Below are 17,196 nucleotides of genomic sequence, written 5' to 3' on the forward strand. Positions count from 1 at the left end.
GCGACTTGGAACCTGTGGGCGCGAGCCTGCTCGCGATGGCGCTTTGTCAGGCAACACACTCATTGACTGATGCGCCCTCATCGCGAGCAGGCTCACTCCCACAGGGTCTGCCGCAGGTGTGGTGATCAATGGGAGAGGCTCCTGAGCAGGGCCGGGGTTTTCGGCGCCTGGGTCTGGCTGTCTTGCGGCACATCCGCGCCCGCCCCTAACCCGCCGCCCAGTGCTGTCACCAGCTCTGCGTGGGCACTCAGGCGCGCGGCCTGGACCTGCTGCTGCACTTGCTGCTGTTTGAACAGCAACGTCTGGGCATTGAGCACATTGAGGTAATCGGTGAGACCGCGCTGGTAGGCGATCATGGCGATGTCGTAGGTCTTCTGCGCGGCGGCCACGGACTCGGCGGCGAACGTCTGCTGCTTGTCCATGGACTCGCGGCGGATCAACTGGTCCGAGATGTTCTTCAGGGCGTTGACCAGGGTCTGGTTGTAGCGGGCCACGGCGATGTCATAGCCGGCCGATGCTTCACCCAACTGCGCCCGCAACCGACCGCCGTCGAAGATCGGCAACGAGAGCGCCGGACCGACGCTGTAGTTGAGTTTCTTGCCGGTCAGGAACTCCAGTGCCCCACCGCCAGTGGCCATGTAACCGAGGCTGCCGACCAGATCGACGTTGGGGTAGAAACCCGCATGCGCGACATCGATGCCCCGCGCCTGCGCCGCCACTTGCCAGCGACTGGCAACCACGTCCGGCCGTTGCCCAAGCAACTGCGCCGGCAGCGCCGATGGCAGCTTCAACGCCGCCCCCAAGGACAAGGTCGGCCGCTGCAATTGCGCCCCGTTACCAGGCCCAAAACCTGCCAATGCCGCCAGCTGATTGCGGCTGAGGGCGATCTCCTCGTCCAGCGCGTCGAGTTGGCGATGGGTTTCGGGCAGCGGGGTTTCGGCCTGGCTGACTTCAAAGTGCGTACCGATGCCGGCGTCCAGGCGCTTTTGCGCCAGTTCAAGAATCTGCTGTTGCTGCTGCAGCGTCGCGGCCACGATGTCGCGCTGGGCGTAATGCAGCGACAATTCGATATAGGCGCGCACGACGTTGTTCTGCAATTCGAGCTGAGCCTGCCTGGCCTCGGCGGCGCTCATGTGCGCCAGGTCCACGGCGCGCTCGCTGGCATTGCGCTCGCGGCCCCAGAGGTCGAGGGCGTAGCTGAAGCCCAGCGCGGCGTTGTTGTCCCAGGTCGTGGTATCGGCCAGTTCGCCCGGCCCGTAAAACTGATCGGAAGGCCAGTTGTGGCGCTTGAGGGTCGACTCGGCGTTGATCTGCAGTGACTCGGCGGATTCGGCGATACCCGCCATGGCCCTGGCCTGGCGTACCCGTGCGGCTGCGATGGCCAGAGTCGGGCTGCCCTGCAGGGCCAGGTCGATCCAGTGATTCAACTGAGGGTCGCGGTAGGCCTGCCACCATTGAGCGACAGGCCAGTTGGCGTCCTTTGCAGCGTGTTGGATAGCTTCGTCGGTGGCCAGGGCATTGGCCTGCAGTGCCTCGCCCTGCGGGGCGATGCCTGCGGTGCCGATGCAGCCGCTGATGACCAGGGAAAGGGCGAAAACACTGAACGTCTGAAGCGCTCTGCTGATGCGACGCGGCACTGCGGATATTCCTGAAATAAGGGAGATCCCCTTAGGAGCTGCCGCAGGCTGCGATCTTTTGATCTTGAATCTTAAGATCAAAAGATCGCAGCCTGCGGCAGCTCCTACCAGGGTGGGCGCAATTCTAGGGGCGGGTTTTGTTGGCGATAAGCTGGGATTCTTGTGAATCTTTGTTACCGTTAACGCGATAATCCCTTGGTCGGGGTCTCGGACTCTGAAACGTTGTGTCACAATTTGTCATTCGCCCAGAGAGCACCCCATGGACACTTTGCAAAACATGCGCGCCTTCAGTTACGTGGCCGAGGCTGGCAGCTTCACCGCCGCCGCCGTGCAACTCGACACCACGACGGCCAACGTCTCGCGCGCGGTCTCCAACCTGGAGGCCCACCTGCAAACCCGACTGCTCAACCGCACCACCCGCCGCATCGCGCTCACCGAGGCCGGTAAGCGCTACCTGCTGCGCTGCAAACAGATCCTTGCCTACGTCGAAGCAGCCGAGGCCGAAGCCAGCGACGCGCACGCCCGCCCTGCCGGCCAGCTCAAGGTGCACACCATGACCGGTATCGGTCAGCACTTCGTGATCGACGCCATCGCCCGCTACCGCAAAACCCACCCCGACGTGACCTTCGACCTGACCCTGGCCAACCGCGTGCCAGACCTGCTCGACGAGGGCTACGACGTGTCCATCGTGCTGGCCAGCGAATTGCCAGACTCCGGCTTCGTCTCGCAACGACTGGGCATCACCTACAGCATCGTCTGCGCCTCGCCGGCCTATGTGAAAGCCAATGGCTGTGCGCACAAACCCAGCGACCTGCTGAACCACGCCTGCCTGCGCCTGGTGAGCCCGGTGATACCGCTTGAGAAATGGACGTTCGATGGCCCGGAGGGCCAGGAAATGGTCACCATCAATACCTCGCCGTTCCTGGTGAATTCAGCGGACGCCATGAAAACGGCAATCACCAGCGGCATGGGCGTGGGCGTTCTGCCGGTTTACGCGGCCATTGAAGGCCTGCGCAACGGCACGCTGGTGCGGGTAATGCCCAATTACCGCTCACAGGAACTGAACCTGTATGCGATCTATCCTTCGCGGCAATATCTGGACGCGAAAATCAAGACCTGGGTCGAGTACCTGCGTGGGTCATTGCCGGAAATATTGGCGGCGCATCAGGCGGAATTGGCGGCTTATGAATTGAGCGGCAGCCTGGCCGGTGTCCGGCTGGCGAATTGACTGCCCAGGCTCGCCCGGCACCGGAAAAGAATGTTAGCGTGCTTGGCATTCTCACCGCCCGACGAGCCCTCCACCCATGAAAAAGACCGTACTCGCCTTTAGCCGCATCACGCCACAGATGATCGAAGACCTGAAGCAGGATTTCGACGTCATCGTGCCCAACCCGAAAAACGGCGATATCAACGCCCAATTCAATGAGGCCCTGCCCCACGCCCATGGCTTGATTGGTGTCGGACGCAAGCTCGGGCGTGCGCAGCTGGAGACCGCAGCCAAGCTGCAGGTGGTGTCCAGCGTCTCGGTGGGCTACGACAACTACGATGTGGCGTATTTCAACGAGCGCGGCATCATGCTCACCAATACCCCTGACGTCCTGACCGAGAGCACGGCGGACCTGGCGTTCGCCCTGATCATGAGCAGCGCCCGCCGGGTAGCTGAACTGGATGCCTGGACCAAGGCCGGCCAATGGCAGGCCAGCGTCGGCGCGGCGCTGTTCGGCAGCGATGTGCATGGCAAGACCCTGGGCATCGTCGGCATGGGCAATATCGGCGCCGCGATCGCTCGGCGCGGCCGCCTGGGATTCAACATGCCAATTATCTACAGCGGCAACAGCCGCAAGAGCGACCTGGAACAGGAACTCGGCGCGCAATTTCGCAGCCTCGACCAGTTGCTGGCCGAAGCCGATTTCGTCTGCCTGGTGGTGCCGCTCAGCGAGAAGACCAAACACCTGATCAGCCATCGTGAACTGGGACTGATGAAGCCGGGCGCAATCCTGGTGAACATCTCGCGCGGGCCCGTGGTGGATGAACCGGCACTGATTGAAGCGCTGCAGAACAACCGCATTCGTGGCGCGGGCCTGGACGTCTACGAGAAAGAGCCGCTGAGCGAGTCGCCGTTGTTCCAGTTGAAGAACGCCGTCACCCTGCCGCATATCGGCTCGGCCACCCATGAAACCCGTGAAGCGATGGCCAATCGCGCCATTATTAACCTGCGCAGCGCCCTGCAGGGCGAACGCCCACAAGACCTGGTCAATCCGCAGACCTGGAAAGGCTGATTGTGACCTGGCACGCCTTCACCGGCGTGCCATGTATCTGACAGCAGTGAAAGACTCGTGAAGGCCCTGCTGCTTATGCCAATTTGCCGGCCATGGGTCTGGTCGTCGCGCGAGGCTTACGGAACACCAGCACGTTGCCCAGCATGACCAAAACCAGCCCGACGAGTGCCGGAGCGGTCCACTGATAACCTTCGGCAAATGCCGAAACATTCAGTGCAACCACCGGGAACAATACGGTGCAGTAAGCGGCTCGTTCCGGCCCCATGCGGCCGACCAATGTCAGGTAGGCGGTGAAGCCAATCACCGAACCTGGAATCACCAGATAGAGCAATGAGCCGATGTAACGGCCATTCCACTCCATGTCGAACGGGATGCCCCTGACCAGGCACCAGGCCGACAACATTGCTGCGCCATAAGCCATGCCCCAGGCATTGGTCGTCAGTGGCTTGAGGCCAGCTTTCTGCTGCAGGCTCGACAACATGTTGCCGGCAGAAAAACACAGCGTGCCGCATAGCGCCAACCCCAGGCCCAGCAGGGTTTCCGGGGAGGCGGTGTGGCCCGCAAGCTCTGGCCAGAACAGTAAACCGAGCCCCATCAGGCCCAAAGCACCCCCCATCAAGACGTTACGAGCGATTTTCTGACCGAAGAACACCCGGGCATTCAAGGCGTTCCACAAGGTGGCCGTGGAAAACACCACCGCCACCAGACCGCTGGGGATCCACTGGCTGGCGGTGAGGAAACACATGAAGTTGACGCAGAACAGGCACAGACCCTGCGCCAGGCAAATCAGATGGCCGCGGCGATTCATCACCTGCAGGCGTCGGGTGAGCAGCAACATCACGAACAGCACCAGCGCGGCGAGGCCGAAGCGATAGACGATCGACACCGGGATAGCGACCACGCCCAACTGCCATTTCAAGGCAATCCAGGTGGTGCCCCAGATCAGCACGGTCAGCAAATACAACGAAAGGTTCATGGTCAAAACTCCTGAATAGGAGCTCAGTGTCCTGCGTCGGGTTTCGGCGCACTTGCATAAACTTGCGCTTTTGTCCGGCCACGGGCTGGCAGGTCACGTGCTACGGAGTAGGATGCAAGGCGTTGGAGAATCGATAATGCCCGCACTGGAATCCCTGCAAGTCTTTCAAGCCCTTAACCGTTCGGCCCATGCTCGCCTTGAGCACAGCGCCGAACTCGGTGACGGCATGGCGGCAGCCCTGTGGAACAATCATCACGACGCTCAGGATTACGAAGCGCCCAGTCACCACACCTTGTCCTGCTACATCGGCGGCGGTACCGGCACCTTTCGCCGTGATCAGCCCGGCATCATGGGCGGCCCGGACAAGCTGTGCATCCTGCCTGCCGAACACCCCTCGGCCTGGGTGATCAATGGCGATATCCGCCTGGCTCATGTGTATTTCAGCCCTGAGCAGTTTGCCCTCGGTTGCGTCACCCTGCTCGACCGCGAACCTCGCGAATTGCTCCTGCGCGAGCACACCTTTCTCGACGACCCGATCCAGGTCCGGCGCTTTCGCCAGTTGATCGCGCTCAACTGGGACGAGCCTGGCGAACGCCTGCTAACCAGCAGCCTGGCCCACGAGATGCTCAGTCACGTATTGCTTGGCCAGGTGGGCAAGCGCGAAGGATTGCGGCTCAAGGGCGGACTGGCGGCGCATCAGCGGCGGCAACTGGTCGAATTCATCGACAGTCAGCTGGCCGAGCCCATCAGCCTGGGGCAACTGGCCGGATTGTGCGCGTTGTCGGAGTATCACTTTGCGCGGATGTTTCGCCAGAGCTTTGGCTTGCCGCCGCACCAGTATGTGCTGGCGCGGCGCTTGCGTCGGGCGCAGGACCTGTTGCGCACAAGCGCACAGCCCCTGGGGGAGATTGCACTGGCGTGCGGGTTTTCCAGTGCCAGTCATTTCACCAACCGGTTTCGCCAGGCGTTGGGGGGAACACCTGGGGATTATCGGCAGGCTTTTTTACGCCAGGCTTGGGGGGTTGGCGCCTGTGCTGCCGCCTTCGTCAGAACTCCAGCGTACTCGACAGCGTCACCTGCCGCGAATCCCCCATCGAAACGAAGAACCGGCTCGCCGCCGAGGTGTAGTACGTGCGATCAAACAGGTTCTTCACGTTGAGCTGGAACTTGACCGTCTGCCCCTCGACCTTGGTGTCATAGGTGGCAAACGCATCCGCCACCGTGTAGCTGGGCAGGTCAAAATCATTCACCGCGTTGCCCGCCCTCTCGCCGACGTAACGTGCGCCGGCGCCCACCCGCAACTGGTCACCTCCGACTATATTGCCGAAGTCATACACCGCCGACAGCGAGCCGCTGTTCTTCGCCACATTCTGCAGTTTCTTACCCTTGTAGGTCGGGTCTTCAGTGACCTCGGCGTCGGTGTACGCGTAACTGCCAATCATGCTCCAGCGGTCACTGAGCTGGCCGCTCAGATCCATTTCCAGGCCACGGGATCGTACTTCGCCAGCAGCGCTGTAGAGGGTCACCGGCCCTTCGGAATTGGCGACCAGCACATTGCGCTTCTTGATGTCGAACAACGCGATGTTGCCGGTGACGCGCCCTGGCAGATCCAGCTTGGCGCCGACCTCCCATGACTTGGCCTCTTCGGGGGCGATGCTGCCATCGAGCACCGTGCTGCTGCCGCTCAGCGGCGCAATGGTCGAGTTGGGCTTGAACGATTCGGTGTAGCTGCCATAAAACGACAGGGCATCGGTGTAGCGGTACACCAGGCCGGCGCGGGGCACCCATTTCTGGCCGTTGCTGTCGGTGTTGGCCTGGAACGGCACGCCTTTGCCGGCGTACTGGTCGTACGCCTGGAATCGCGCGCCACCGACCAGAATCCACTGCTCGTTCAAGTGAATCGAGTCCTGCAGGAACATCGAATCGCTGCGCAGCAGGTCGGTCTGTGCGCTGTCCGCCGGGCTGACTGTGGTGCCTTCCACTTCGCGGCCGTACACCGGATTGATGTAGCTGAAGGTGCCCAGGCTTTTCTGGCGGATCAGGTCGGCGCGGTAGATCTTGCGGTACTCGTCGTCGATCCCGAACACCAGGTCATGCTGCATGCCTGCCACATCGACGCGCCCCTCCACGCTGGCCGTGGCGAAGCGATCGGTGCTGATCGCGTTGTGCGTGCCGTCCATGCTGCGGGTCAGCGTGCCGTTAGTGGTATTGATGGCCGTGACGCGGACCTGGCTGGCGTCGTAGGTCTCGCGGTTCCAGCTGTAGCCCAAGTGCGCGCTCCAGTTGTCATTGAGCTGGTGATCGGCCTCGAAATGATAGAGATCCGACCGGCCTTCCATGTCGTTGAACGGCTCGTCCAGGCGACGCCCGCGGGAGATGTCCAGCGGATGATTGTCCCGGGGATCGATGACCGTGCCGCGGTCGAACGGGGTGAGAAATTCCCGGTGTTCATAGGCGAACAACAACGTGGTGTTGTCACCGAACCATGCCAGCGACGGCGCTACCAGGGTCTCGCGCTGCACTCCGTAATTGCGCCAGTAATCCTCGTCATCGTGGTCCAGCACCATGCGGTACGCGAACCCGGAATCACCCAGGGCACCGGTGCTGTCGAGGCCGCCGCCGCTGCCGTTCTTGCCGTTGCCGTAGGTCGAGCCGCGCAGGTTCAGGGCGTTGTATTGCTCAAGCTCGGGCTTCTTGCTGACCATGTTGACGACACCGCCGGGGTCTTGAATCCCGTACAGCAGCGAAGACGGGCCCTTGAGCACTTCGACCCGGTCCACCGTGGCGTTGAGGCCCCTGCCCTGTATCACCGGCATGCCATCGCGCATGATCGAGCCATTGCGGTTATCGCCGAAGCCGCGGGTCATCACCGAGTCCTGGGTGCTACCCAGCGTGTTGCCTTGGGTGATGCCGCTGACGTTGGCGAGTGCATCATCCAGATTGCGCGGTGCCTGATCGCGGATGACCTGGGCCGGGATCACGTTGACGGTCTGCGGGATTTCCTGGAGCAACGCCTGCGAGCGCATCACCGAACTGGTGGGCGGCGGCTGATAGCTGGTGGATTGATCCAGCACCGAGGTGATGGTCGTCGCGCCGAGGTTCACAGCGCCCTGGGTGGGCAGCGGCTCCAGCGCGAGGGTATGAGCATCCGTTCGACGGAAGGTGAAGCCCGAGCCGCCCAGCAAACGCTGCAATGCCTGCTCGGCACTCATCTGCCCGCTGACCGCCGGGGCGCTGATACCGTAGGGCGCTTCGTCGGTGTAGACCACGCTCAGGCCGGTGATCCGGCTGAAGTCGGCCAGGGCCTGGGGCAACGGTTTGGCGGGCAGGGCGAAAGTGAACTGGGAATGTTGCTGGGTTGCCCCGGCGTCAGCGCCCAAGGCAACGCCCGACGGCAGCAAGGCCGACGCCGTCAAGCCCAGTGCAGATGCACCCAACCAATGTTTGACCGAAACCAATTTTGCCCTGGACTTCATTGCTCATGACCTGTGTAGAACCGCAACGGATGCGAATGACTCGCAGTTTCAGTCACTACACGGATGGCGCGGGGTTTTACCTCACCTTGATTTTTGAAATATTTCTAGAAGATCAAAAGATCGTCCGAACGCGGCCCGAGCCTTCGGACGATCTTTTGATCTTGCTCTACCGCAAAATAATCAGATGCCCGAACACCTGGGTCTGCTCAAACCCCAACACCCCCTGCAATGAACTCAACACCGCCTGCGGATCCTTGCTTGGGAAGCTGCCGCTGACCCGGCGTGCCGCCAGTTCATCGTTCAGTAACAGGATCCGCCCCGGGTAATAGCGTCCAAGGTCTTTCACCACATCCGCCAGTGGCGCCCTGTAGTAATTGAGCCAGCCCTGGCGCCAGGCCAGTTGCGCTTCACTGTCCACACCATGGAGTGTCTGCGCTGCGCCGGCGCCGTAAGTCAGCTGCTGGCCCGCGCCGACAATCTGCTGCGCAGCCTGCCTGTGCGCCGTGACACCGACGCGCCCCGACAGCACCGTCACCTGAGCGCCAACGGGTTGCAGGCGTACCTCGAACTGCGTGCCCAATACCCGCGCCTGGCCTTGTTCGGCGTCGACGACAAAAGGCTCGCCGGTGTGAACGACACTGAAAAAACCGGCGCCGCGACGCAAATGCACGTGCCGTTCACCACCAGTGAAATCCACCGCGATGGCGCTGTCTGCATCGAGCGTCACCTGGGACTGATCAGCCAGCGTCACCGTGCGGATCTCCCCCGGAGCCGACACATAGTCCGCCCCCAGGTCATCCAGCCAGCGCATCGGCTGCCACCCGGCGCCCATGCCGACCATCAACAAAAGACAAGCCGCCACTGCCAAGCCACCGGCCCAGCGCCGCACAGGGTACTGGCCGGAACGACTCATCGCATCGAGGTAACCCTGCAAGGCAAGCGCATCTTCGGCGGCCAGGGTGCGTGCCGGTGCTTCGCTCAGTTCCCACACCACTTGGGCCTGGGCATAGGCCTCCGCGTGGGCGGGATCGGCTTGCAGCCAGTGACTGAAGGTCACTTGGTCGCCACTGCTGGGATGGTCATGCAACAGGCTCAGCCAGGCGTAGGCGGCCTGCTCCTGAGCCGGCGTGGGAATGATACGTTCAGCGTGGTTCACGGTGCTTTCCCTGGCGTGCGCGGTTCGGTGTCCCGCAAGCTTGCCTTGCAGGCGTCGAGGGCGCGCATCATATGTTTTTCCACGGCACTCTGGGACAGGCCCATGGCCTTGGCGATCTGCGCATATTTGCGCCCATGGAGGCGATTGAGCAGAAAAATCTGCCGCGTGCGCTCGGGCAATGCGCGCAACGCTGCCTCGACGTGGCGCAAATCATTGCCGGCTTCCAGCGCCGCCTCGGGCTCGCTGCCATGGCTGTCCGGCTGTTCCGGCAACCAACACTCGTTGCTGCGCACCCGCGCGCCTTCGCTGCGCAAATGGTCGATGGCAATGTTGCCGGCACAACGCAGCAGGTAGGTACTCAGTTCCTCGACCTGCACCAATGGCCGCCGCCAGAAACGCAGGAACAAGTCCTGCACCAGATCGGCGGCCGTCGCCCGACAGCCCACCCGCCGGCTTACCAATGCCTCCATTTGCGAGCGCTGGGACAGGAACACTTGCAGGAAATGCGCGCGTCCCCCGCCTTGATGTTCGTCTTCGCCGGATTCGGGCGGGAGGCCGATCATCGAGTCATGACTGCGCGAGTACGGCAACAGGGCTGGCGAGCAGACTCAGGCCTGCGAGCGCCAGCACCAGGCGGGGGCGGTGCGGCAACAAAAGCACCAGCAACAAGGCGCTGAGCATCAGTACTGCAAACCATTCGACCAGGCCCAGGCCCCAACCGATCCGGCTCACCAGCACCCATGGCGAAACAGCCAGCAGTGACCAGCCGGCCAGCTTCAGGAGCTTGCGGCGACCCGCCGTGGGCCTGTGACCAAGCAGTTCGGCGTGATGCCGGTCCATCGACAGACACAACGCGGTAAAACCGCTGTAGCAGAGCAACAGGGCCAGCAGCATTCAGTTCGCCTCTCGCTTGAGGGTGACGGCAGGTACACGCTGGCGGGTAGTGGTTGCAACCCGGCCGCTGCGGCGCATTTTCCATGCGGCCCAGGCCAGGAACAGGCCGCTACCCAGGCACGCCAGGTCAAATCCGGCCATCGCCCAATCACCTTGGGTCAGGGACGCTACGAGGTGATGCGAGGTGGTCAGCGCATTGAGCAGTGGAATGCCGCAGAACAGCAGCGCAGCCAGAATCAGTTGCTCAACCCAGGCGGTGCGCCCGGGGCGGGTCCCGGCATGAATCACACTCAAGCCCCACAGGATAAAGAAGCTGTTGATCTCCCAGTCCGCTCGGCCAGTCATTTGCACTGGCAGCAGGCGGTTGGCCCAGAAGAACGCCGCCACCGCGACCGTCAGCCCGGCCATGCTGGCAATGTTCAGGACTTCCACCAGCCGCAACTCGAACGGCATCACGCCACTCTTTGCATGCTTGAGTTGGCGCTTGCCTAGCCAGATCACCAGCCCGGTGCCAATCACCGCCGTGCTCGCCAGGCCGCAGATAAAGTACAGCCAACGCAATAACGGGCCGGCAAAACGGCCCATATGCAAGCCGTAGAAACTCCCCGCGACAGCCATCGCCGCCGGTTGCTCAGGCGTGGCACTGAGCAGTTGGCCGGTCACACCATTGAAGGTCACGGCACTGCTCACATCGTGCACTACCCGATCGGCACCGTCTCGCACCAGCACTACCGAGGCATTGGCATCTCCCGGATTATTCACCGTCAAGCGCGCCACACGCCCTCCGGCCCACTGCTCCCGCGCCCGCTCCAGCAGCGGCGCCATTGGTGCCAACTGACCGGGGGTACCGGCGAGTTCCGGCGTGCTGGAGGCAGGAAAGACCTCATCGTAGAACGCCCGCACATCACCTTTATAGGAAGCGAGAATGCTCGCCGGCATGACCATCGCCATGAAAATCACCAGGCTGCTATAGCTGATCATCAGGTGAAAAGGCAGCACCAGCACACCCACGGCGTTGTGGCCATCCAGCCACGAACGCTGGCCCTTGCGCGGGCGGAAGGTGAAGAAGTCCTTGAAGATTTTCTTGTGGGTGATGATCCCGGTGATCAAGCCGACGAACATCACCATGGCCGCGATCGTCGACAACCAGCGGCCCCACGGATGGGGCATCTGCAGCTGGAAATGGAAGCGATAGAAGAAGTCGCCGCCACGGGTCTCCCGCTCCTGCACTTCTGTGCCGGTTTGGGGGTCGAGGCTTTTTTCACTGAACTGGCCACGCTCACCGCGCTTGGCGGGCGACTGTTGCCAGCGCACCGTCAGTGCCGGTTGACGAGCGCTCGGCAGGTCGATCAGCCAGCGCGAAGCTCCCGGTGCGTGCTCCTGCAGGTAGTGCTGGGCAAGATCGAGGCTGTGTTGCGACGAGACCGAACGCGCCGGAATCTCCGGCTGCATCCAGTGACTGATCTCGTCGTTGAAGTAAGCGAGTGTGCCGGTGAGGAAAATCGCGAACAGCAGCCAGCCGAAGAGCAACCCGGTCCACGTATGGACCCAGGCCATGGCCTGACGAAAGCCTTCCTTCATGCTCGCCCCATCCAGTAAGCCACACCGGAAACTGCCGCCAGCACCAGGGCTGGAACAATCAAGCCGTACCAGGCCTGCCACGCACTGCGGCAGGCAAAGCACCACAGCACGGCGCACAGGTACACCAGAAACGAGATCATCATCCCGGTCACCACCGCTTCGGCGCGCGGCATCGGCAGCCAAAGGGTCACGCTGACACTGGCCAATGCGGCGACCACATAGCCACCCACCACGGCGGCAAGCACCCGCGAAGTGACCGCCAGTCGATAGGAAACGGGGAGCGCTCTGGTTTTGACTTTCATGTTTCGGCCTTGAAACAATGGAGCTGCGCGATCATCACGCGGCTAAGCAGGCGCCAATAATAATGATAAATATTCTCATACGCAAAAGAGTTCGATGAGACTTGAGTCTGCTGTGTGCTTCTGTAGGAGCGAGCTTGCTCGCGAAAAACCTGAGAACGACACGGGATTACAGATCCCTCACCTTATCGCTAACGCCCGGACCGCCCCCGAAGCAAGCTCACTCTCAGAAATGTCCGCGCCCCACCCAAATAAAAACGGGCCTGCATATGCAGGCCCGTTTGTCGTTGGCTGGAAAAAGATCACATCAGGCGTCAGCCGTTTTGCGCAGCCTGTTCGTTCTCGAGAAACTCGTCTTCGAGCAGTGCATCAGCCTGAACCCTTTCGAACGGCACGATCGCGGCGCGTGGTTTGCCCCGCAGTTTGCCGAACAGGTGCTCGAGCGCATGTTCGAGTTTTTCCGCCGCACCATCGATGGCTTGCTCCAGGGTGTCGGCTTTGTGGGTTACGGAAATCGGTTGATGGCCTTTTGGCCGCGCTTCCAGCTGGCAGCGCATATCGTGGGGACCGGGCTTGTCGCCGTTCTCGTCCCGCAGATGAACCTCGACACGGGTCAGGTCCTCTTCATAGCGTTCGAGCGTGCTCTCAATGGTAGTACGTACCCACTCCTCCAGTCGGATGCTGCTTTGAATATGGTTATCACTGTTGACTTGGATTTGCATAGTTCATCCCTTATTTCAGCTAGCTCGCGAGAGGCCTTCAGGCTAGCCCTTGGGCGTCATCACCGTGACCTCTTACTTACACAATCAGGCTGGCGGAAGAACATTTCAACCCCTAAAAAAAGATAAATATCTATTCGCAAAAAAAGCCGGACAACCGCCAAAAGCACTGTTAAGGTCGGGAGTTGGGTAGCCAGGCTCCAGCCCCCCAGGCTGTTCACATCTGCCGCTCGCCCAGCGGGTGCAGGCTTCGAAAGACCCCCGCCTCTTCCACCAGCCAGTCATGTACCGCCCGCACGCCCGGGTGACTCAGCGCCCCAGGCGCATAGAGCAGCACGTAGCGTTTATGGTTGGGCACCGCCAGACCAAACGGCACGATCAAGGTGCCGCGTTCCAGTTCGTCATTGAGCAAGGTACGCCGCGCGATCGCCACGCCCATGCCGGCAATCGCCGCTTCGATGGTCAGGTGGTTGCGGTTGAAGGTATGCCCGCGCCGCACGTCTGCGCCTTCAAAGCCGATGGCGTTGAGGTAAAACTCCCATTCCGCGTATTCATAGCTGCCGCGCCAGGCGGTGATGTCGTGCAGCAACGGAAAGTGCAGCAGGTCCGCCGGGCCGTGCAGCGGCGGGCGGCCGCGCAACAGGCCTGGGGCACAGACCGGGAAAATCTGCTCGTCCAGCAGGGTTGTGGATAACAACCCTGGGTAGCTGCCGTCGTTAAGGTCGATCGCCAGGTCGAAGTCGCCTTCGTGCAACGGCACGCTGCTGTCCTCGGCCACCAGCCGCAGCTGAATATCCGGAAAGCGCTGCTGCAAACGCGGCAGCCGAGGCGTCAGCCATTTACTGAGGAACGATGGAATCGAACGCACCCGCAGGATTGCGCTGATCATTCCGGCGTCCAGTCGTCGCAATTCAGCATCAATGCTGCCGTACGCTTCGTTCACGGTAATAGCCAATCGCTGGCCTTCTGCGCTCAATTCAACGCCCCGGGCACGTCGATGAAACAGCCGGAATCCGAGGCGCTCTTCCAGTTGCCGAATCTGCTGGCTGACTGCACCCGGCGTGATATGCAGCTCTTCGGCACATCGGGTAAACGACAGGTGCCGCGCGGCACAGGAAAACACGTGCAGCCAGACGTAAGTCTGGGCATGCAATTGACGGCTCATCGTTTAGTCCTGCTAAAGGCTTGAGTAGGAAATTTCGTTGGTCACGTAGGACCGAGGTGGGCAGTATCGCCGACATTGCGCTTGTCCTACAAAAATGGCAGCGATTTCTCTTCCATTGCTTGTATAGGCTTTAGCATGGCTATCAGTGTATTTGATCTCTTCAAAGTCGGCATCGGCCCGTCCAGCTCCCACACCGTCGGTCCCATGCGCGCTGCGGCAACCTTCGCCCAGAGCCTGCAGGACCAGAATCTGCTCGACGCCGTTCGTCGTGTGCAAATTCGCCTCTATGGCTCCCTGTCGGCCACCGGCGTCGGCCATGCCACCGACCGCGCGTGCGTGATGGGGCTGATGGGCGAGTGGCCAGACAGCATCGACCCGAACTGCATCGAAGACCGGATCAACACACTGTTGAAAACCCGCGAGCTGAAGCTGGCCGGGAAAACCACCATAGCCTTCGACTGGCAAACCGACCTGCTGCTGCTCGACGAGAGCCTGCCTTACCACCCCAACGCGATGTCCCTGACCGCCTTCGGCGAAACCGGCGAACTGGCCGAGCAGACGTATTACTCGATAGGCGGCGGTTTCATCATCGAGGCGGCCGAGGCCGAGTCGGGCATCGCACCGTCCAGCGACGTCGTATTGCCTTACGACTTCTCCAGCGCCGCCGAATTGCTCAAGCTGTGTAACCAGAACGGCCTGCGGGTTTCCGAGCTGATGATGGCCAACGAACTGGCCTGGCGCAGCGAAGCCGAGATTCGCCAGGGCCTGCTGCATATCTGGTCGGTGATGCGCGAATGCGTCGAGCAAGGCCTGCGTCACGAGGGCATCCTGCCGGGCGGCCTGAACGTGCCACGTCGGGCGGCGAAATTGCACCGTGCCCTGCTGGAAATCGGCAAGCCGAATGTCATCACTTCCACGCTGTCCGCCATGGAGTGGGTCAACCTGTTCGCCCTCGCCGTCAACGAAGAGAACGCTGCCGGCGGGCGCATGGTCACGGCGCCGACCAATGGCGCGGCGGGGATCATCCCGGCGGTGCTGCACTACTACATGAAATTCAATCCGGACGCGTCCGATGACGACGTGGTCGCCTTTTTTCTCGGCGCGGCCGCGGTAGGCATTCTGTGCAAGAAAAATGCGTCCATCTCCGGTGCCGAAGTCGGCTGTCAGGGAGAGGTCGGATCTGCCTGCGCCATGGCGGCTGCCGGCTTGGCGGACGTGCTGGGCGCGACGCCGGAGCAACTGGAGAACGCGGCCGAAATCGGTCTGGAACACAACCTTGGCCTGACCTGCGACCCGGTGGGCGGACTGGTTCAGGTGCCCTGCATCGAACGCAACGCGATCGCCGCCGTCAAGGCGATCAATGCCACGCAAATGGCGCTGCGCGGTGATGGCAAACACTTCATTTCACTCGACCGGGTCATCCGCACCATGCGCGATACCGGCGCCGACATGCACGACAAATACAAAGAGACTTCACGGGGCGGCCTGGCCGTGAGCTGGGTGGAGTGCTGAGGAGCATTCCCTGACCGCCCGTACCACGTGAGCCCGAGCAAGAACAATAACGAGGCCAATACGATGACCGATGTACGTACACCTGCTGCCGAAAATCCTGCTGTAGAAGTAACACGCGACACCGCGACAGCCAGCAAAGGCTGGAGCAAACACGACACCACCTGGATGCTCGGCCTCTACGGCACGGCGATCGGCGCTGGCACCCTGTTCCTGCCGATCAACGCCGGAGTCGGTGGTTTCTGGCCCCTGCTGATCCTCGCAGTGCTGGCGTTCCCGATGACCTTCTTCGCACACCGTGGCCTGACCCGCTTCGTGCTGTCCGGTCGCTCTGGTGACATCACCGAAGTGGTGGAGGAACACTTCGGCATTGGTGCCGGCAAGCTGATCACCTTGCTCTACTTCTTCGCGATTTTCCCGATTCTGCTGGTGTACAGCGTCGCGCTGACCAACACCCTGAGCAGCTTCATGGAACACCAGCTGCACATCGCCCCCCCGCCGCGCGCCATCCTGTCGCTAGGGTTGATCCTAGGCCTGATGGCCATCGTTCGCTGCGGCCAGGGCGTGATCGTCAAATGCATGAGCGTGCTGGTCTACCCTTTCGTCGCCGCATTGCTGCTGCTCGGTATCAGCCTGATTCCGAACTGGAACGGCGCGTTCTTCGCCACCGCCAGTGAAGGCATGCCGATGCCGCTGTTCTTCAAGACCCTGTGGCTGGCAATCCCGGTGATGGTGTTCTCGTTCAACCATTCGCCGATCATCTCGGCTTTCGCGGTGGATCAGAAACAGCGCTACGGCGAACAGGCCGAAGCCAAGAGCAGCGGCATTCTCGCCATTGCTCACGCAATGATGGTCGTGACGGTGATGTTCTTCTGCTTCAGCTGCGTGCTGGCGCTGTCCCCGGCTGACCTGGCGGCGGCGAAGGCACAGAACATCTCGATCCTGTCTTACCTGGCCAATCACTTCCAGACGCCAGTGATCGCTTACGCGGCGCCATTGATTGCCTTGGTGGCGATCACCAAATCCTTCCTCGGCCATTACATCGGCGCCAGCGAAGGTTTCCAGGGCCTGATCGTGAAGAGCCTGCGCGGCCGTGGCAAGGTCATGTCCGCCAGCTGGCTGAACCGCGCGACGGCGGTGTTCATGATCCTCAGCTGCTGGGCAGTGGCGACGTTCAATCCGAGCATCCTGGGCATGATCGAGACACTCGGCGGCCCCATCATCGCGTGCCTGCTGTTCCTGATGCCGATGTACGCCATCCGCCGCGTACCGGCATTACGCCATTATTCGGGCCAGGTTTCGAATGTGTTCGTGGTGTTGATCGGCTTGATTGCACTGTCTGCGATCATCTTTTCATTCCTGCCCTGAATCGGGCGGAAATCGCCTGAGGCTGCAGGTGCGCGCTTGCTCCGGGCGGCGATCAAGGATGATCGTCAACGCGGGGGAAAGCTTGCAGCCCGCGCCGTTCTCGGGTTCTTCGCGAGCAAGCTCGCTCCTACACGGTT

14 protein-coding genes and 1 pseudogene are annotated in these 17,196 nt (G+C 61.7%); 5 read left to right on the top strand and 10 right to left on the bottom strand.

Annotated features, from left to right (window positions below; genetic code table 11):
- Positions 1-125: 125 nt before the first annotated feature.
- Positions 126-1,637 carry an efflux transporter outer membrane subunit gene (locus AAEZ09_RS08250; protein WP_045061388.1) on the bottom strand — a complete coding sequence of 504 codons (1,512 nt, stop codon included), beginning with the start codon at positions 1,635-1,637 and terminating at the stop codon, positions 126-128.
- 259 nt (positions 1,638-1,896) lie between these two features.
- Between AAEZ09_RS08250 and AAEZ09_RS08255 the strand changes: the two genes are divergently transcribed.
- A complete protein-coding gene (locus AAEZ09_RS08255) occupies positions 1,897-2,865 on the top strand; it encodes a LysR family transcriptional regulator (protein ID WP_045061389.1) in 969 nt (322 codons plus the stop codon).
- Between the two features lie 76 nt (positions 2,866-2,941).
- Complete coding sequence (locus tag AAEZ09_RS08260) at positions 2,942-3,916, top strand: 2-hydroxyacid dehydrogenase (RefSeq protein ID WP_045061390.1); 975 nt, start codon at positions 2,942-2,944, stop codon at positions 3,914-3,916.
- Between the two features lie 73 nt (positions 3,917-3,989).
- Here the strand turns inward: AAEZ09_RS08260 and AAEZ09_RS08265 are convergent, their stop codons facing one another.
- Positions 3,990-4,892: a DMT family transporter gene (locus tag AAEZ09_RS08265; protein ID WP_045061391.1), complete on the bottom strand. Its 903-nt coding sequence runs from the start codon at positions 4,890-4,892 to the stop codon at positions 3,990-3,992.
- A 136-nt stretch (positions 4,893-5,028) separates the two neighbouring features.
- Between AAEZ09_RS08265 and AAEZ09_RS08270 the strand changes: the two are divergent.
- A pseudogene (locus AAEZ09_RS08270) lies at positions 5,029-5,901 on the top strand (helix-turn-helix domain-containing protein); the annotation flags it as partial.
- Between the two features lie 37 nt (positions 5,902-5,938).
- Here AAEZ09_RS08270 and AAEZ09_RS08275 read toward each other — a convergent pair.
- From AAEZ09_RS08275 to AAEZ09_RS08310, 8 genes are all read right to left on the bottom strand, one after another.
- Positions 5,939-8,368: a TonB-dependent siderophore receptor gene (locus AAEZ09_RS08275; protein WP_205892981.1), complete on the bottom strand. Its 2,430-nt coding sequence runs from the start codon at positions 8,366-8,368 to the stop codon at positions 5,939-5,941.
- A gap of 166 nt (positions 8,369-8,534) precedes the next feature.
- Positions 8,535-9,524 carry a FecR family protein gene (locus AAEZ09_RS08280; protein ID WP_350598993.1) on the bottom strand — a complete coding sequence of 330 codons (990 nt, stop codon included), beginning with the start codon at positions 9,522-9,524 and terminating at the stop codon, positions 8,535-8,537.
- The gene (locus AAEZ09_RS08285; protein WP_350598995.1) at positions 9,521-10,087 is read right to left on the bottom strand and encodes an RNA polymerase sigma factor; all 567 of its coding nucleotides are present in this window, start codon (positions 10,085-10,087) and stop codon (positions 9,521-9,523) included. Before AAEZ09_RS08285 ends, AAEZ09_RS08280 begins: the two co-directional genes overlap by 4 nt.
- Positions 10,088-10,091: 4 nt before the next feature.
- The gene (locus AAEZ09_RS08290) at positions 10,092-10,418 is read right to left on the bottom strand and encodes a DUF3325 domain-containing protein (RefSeq protein ID WP_350598997.1); all 327 of its coding nucleotides are present in this window, start codon (positions 10,416-10,418) and stop codon (positions 10,092-10,094) included.
- Positions 10,419-11,999: a PepSY-associated TM helix domain-containing protein gene (locus AAEZ09_RS08295; RefSeq protein WP_350599000.1), complete on the bottom strand. Its 1,581-nt coding sequence runs from the start codon at positions 11,997-11,999 to the stop codon at positions 10,419-10,421. It abuts the gene before it with no gap.
- Entirely contained in the window at positions 11,996-12,301 is a 306-nt protein-coding gene (locus tag AAEZ09_RS08300) for a DUF3649 domain-containing protein (protein WP_205892976.1), read from the bottom strand. The genes AAEZ09_RS08295 and AAEZ09_RS08300 overlap by 4 nt, the downstream gene beginning before the upstream one ends.
- A 311-nt stretch (positions 12,302-12,612) precedes the next feature.
- Positions 12,613-13,020 carry an HPF/RaiA family ribosome-associated protein gene (locus tag AAEZ09_RS08305; RefSeq protein WP_045061399.1) on the bottom strand — a complete coding sequence of 136 codons (408 nt, stop codon included), beginning with the start codon at positions 13,018-13,020 and terminating at the stop codon, positions 12,613-12,615.
- A gap of 214 nt (positions 13,021-13,234) precedes the next feature.
- On the bottom strand, positions 13,235-14,182 hold the full coding sequence (locus AAEZ09_RS08310; protein WP_350599002.1) for a LysR substrate-binding domain-containing protein: 948 nt from the start codon (positions 14,180-14,182) through the stop codon (positions 13,235-13,237).
- 135 nt (positions 14,183-14,317) lie between these two features.
- Here AAEZ09_RS08310 and AAEZ09_RS08315 point away from each other — a divergent pair, with 135 nt between their 5' ends.
- Together AAEZ09_RS08315 and AAEZ09_RS08320 are read left to right on the top strand one after the other, a co-directional pair.
- Complete coding sequence (locus tag AAEZ09_RS08315) at positions 14,318-15,694, top strand: L-serine ammonia-lyase (protein WP_205892975.1); 1,377 nt, start codon at positions 14,318-14,320, stop codon at positions 15,692-15,694.
- Between the two features lie 63 nt (positions 15,695-15,757).
- On the top strand, positions 15,758-17,059 hold the full coding sequence (locus tag AAEZ09_RS08320; protein WP_350599005.1) for a serine/threonine transporter: 1,302 nt from the start codon (positions 15,758-15,760) through the stop codon (positions 17,057-17,059).
- Positions 17,060-17,196: the final 137 nt, after the last annotated feature.

Origin of the sequence: Pseudomonas sp. 65/3-MNA-CIBAN-0223 (assembly GCF_040310425.1) — a bacterium.
Classification (GTDB): domain Bacteria; phylum Pseudomonadota; class Gammaproteobacteria; order Pseudomonadales; family Pseudomonadaceae; genus Aquipseudomonas; species Aquipseudomonas gregormendelii.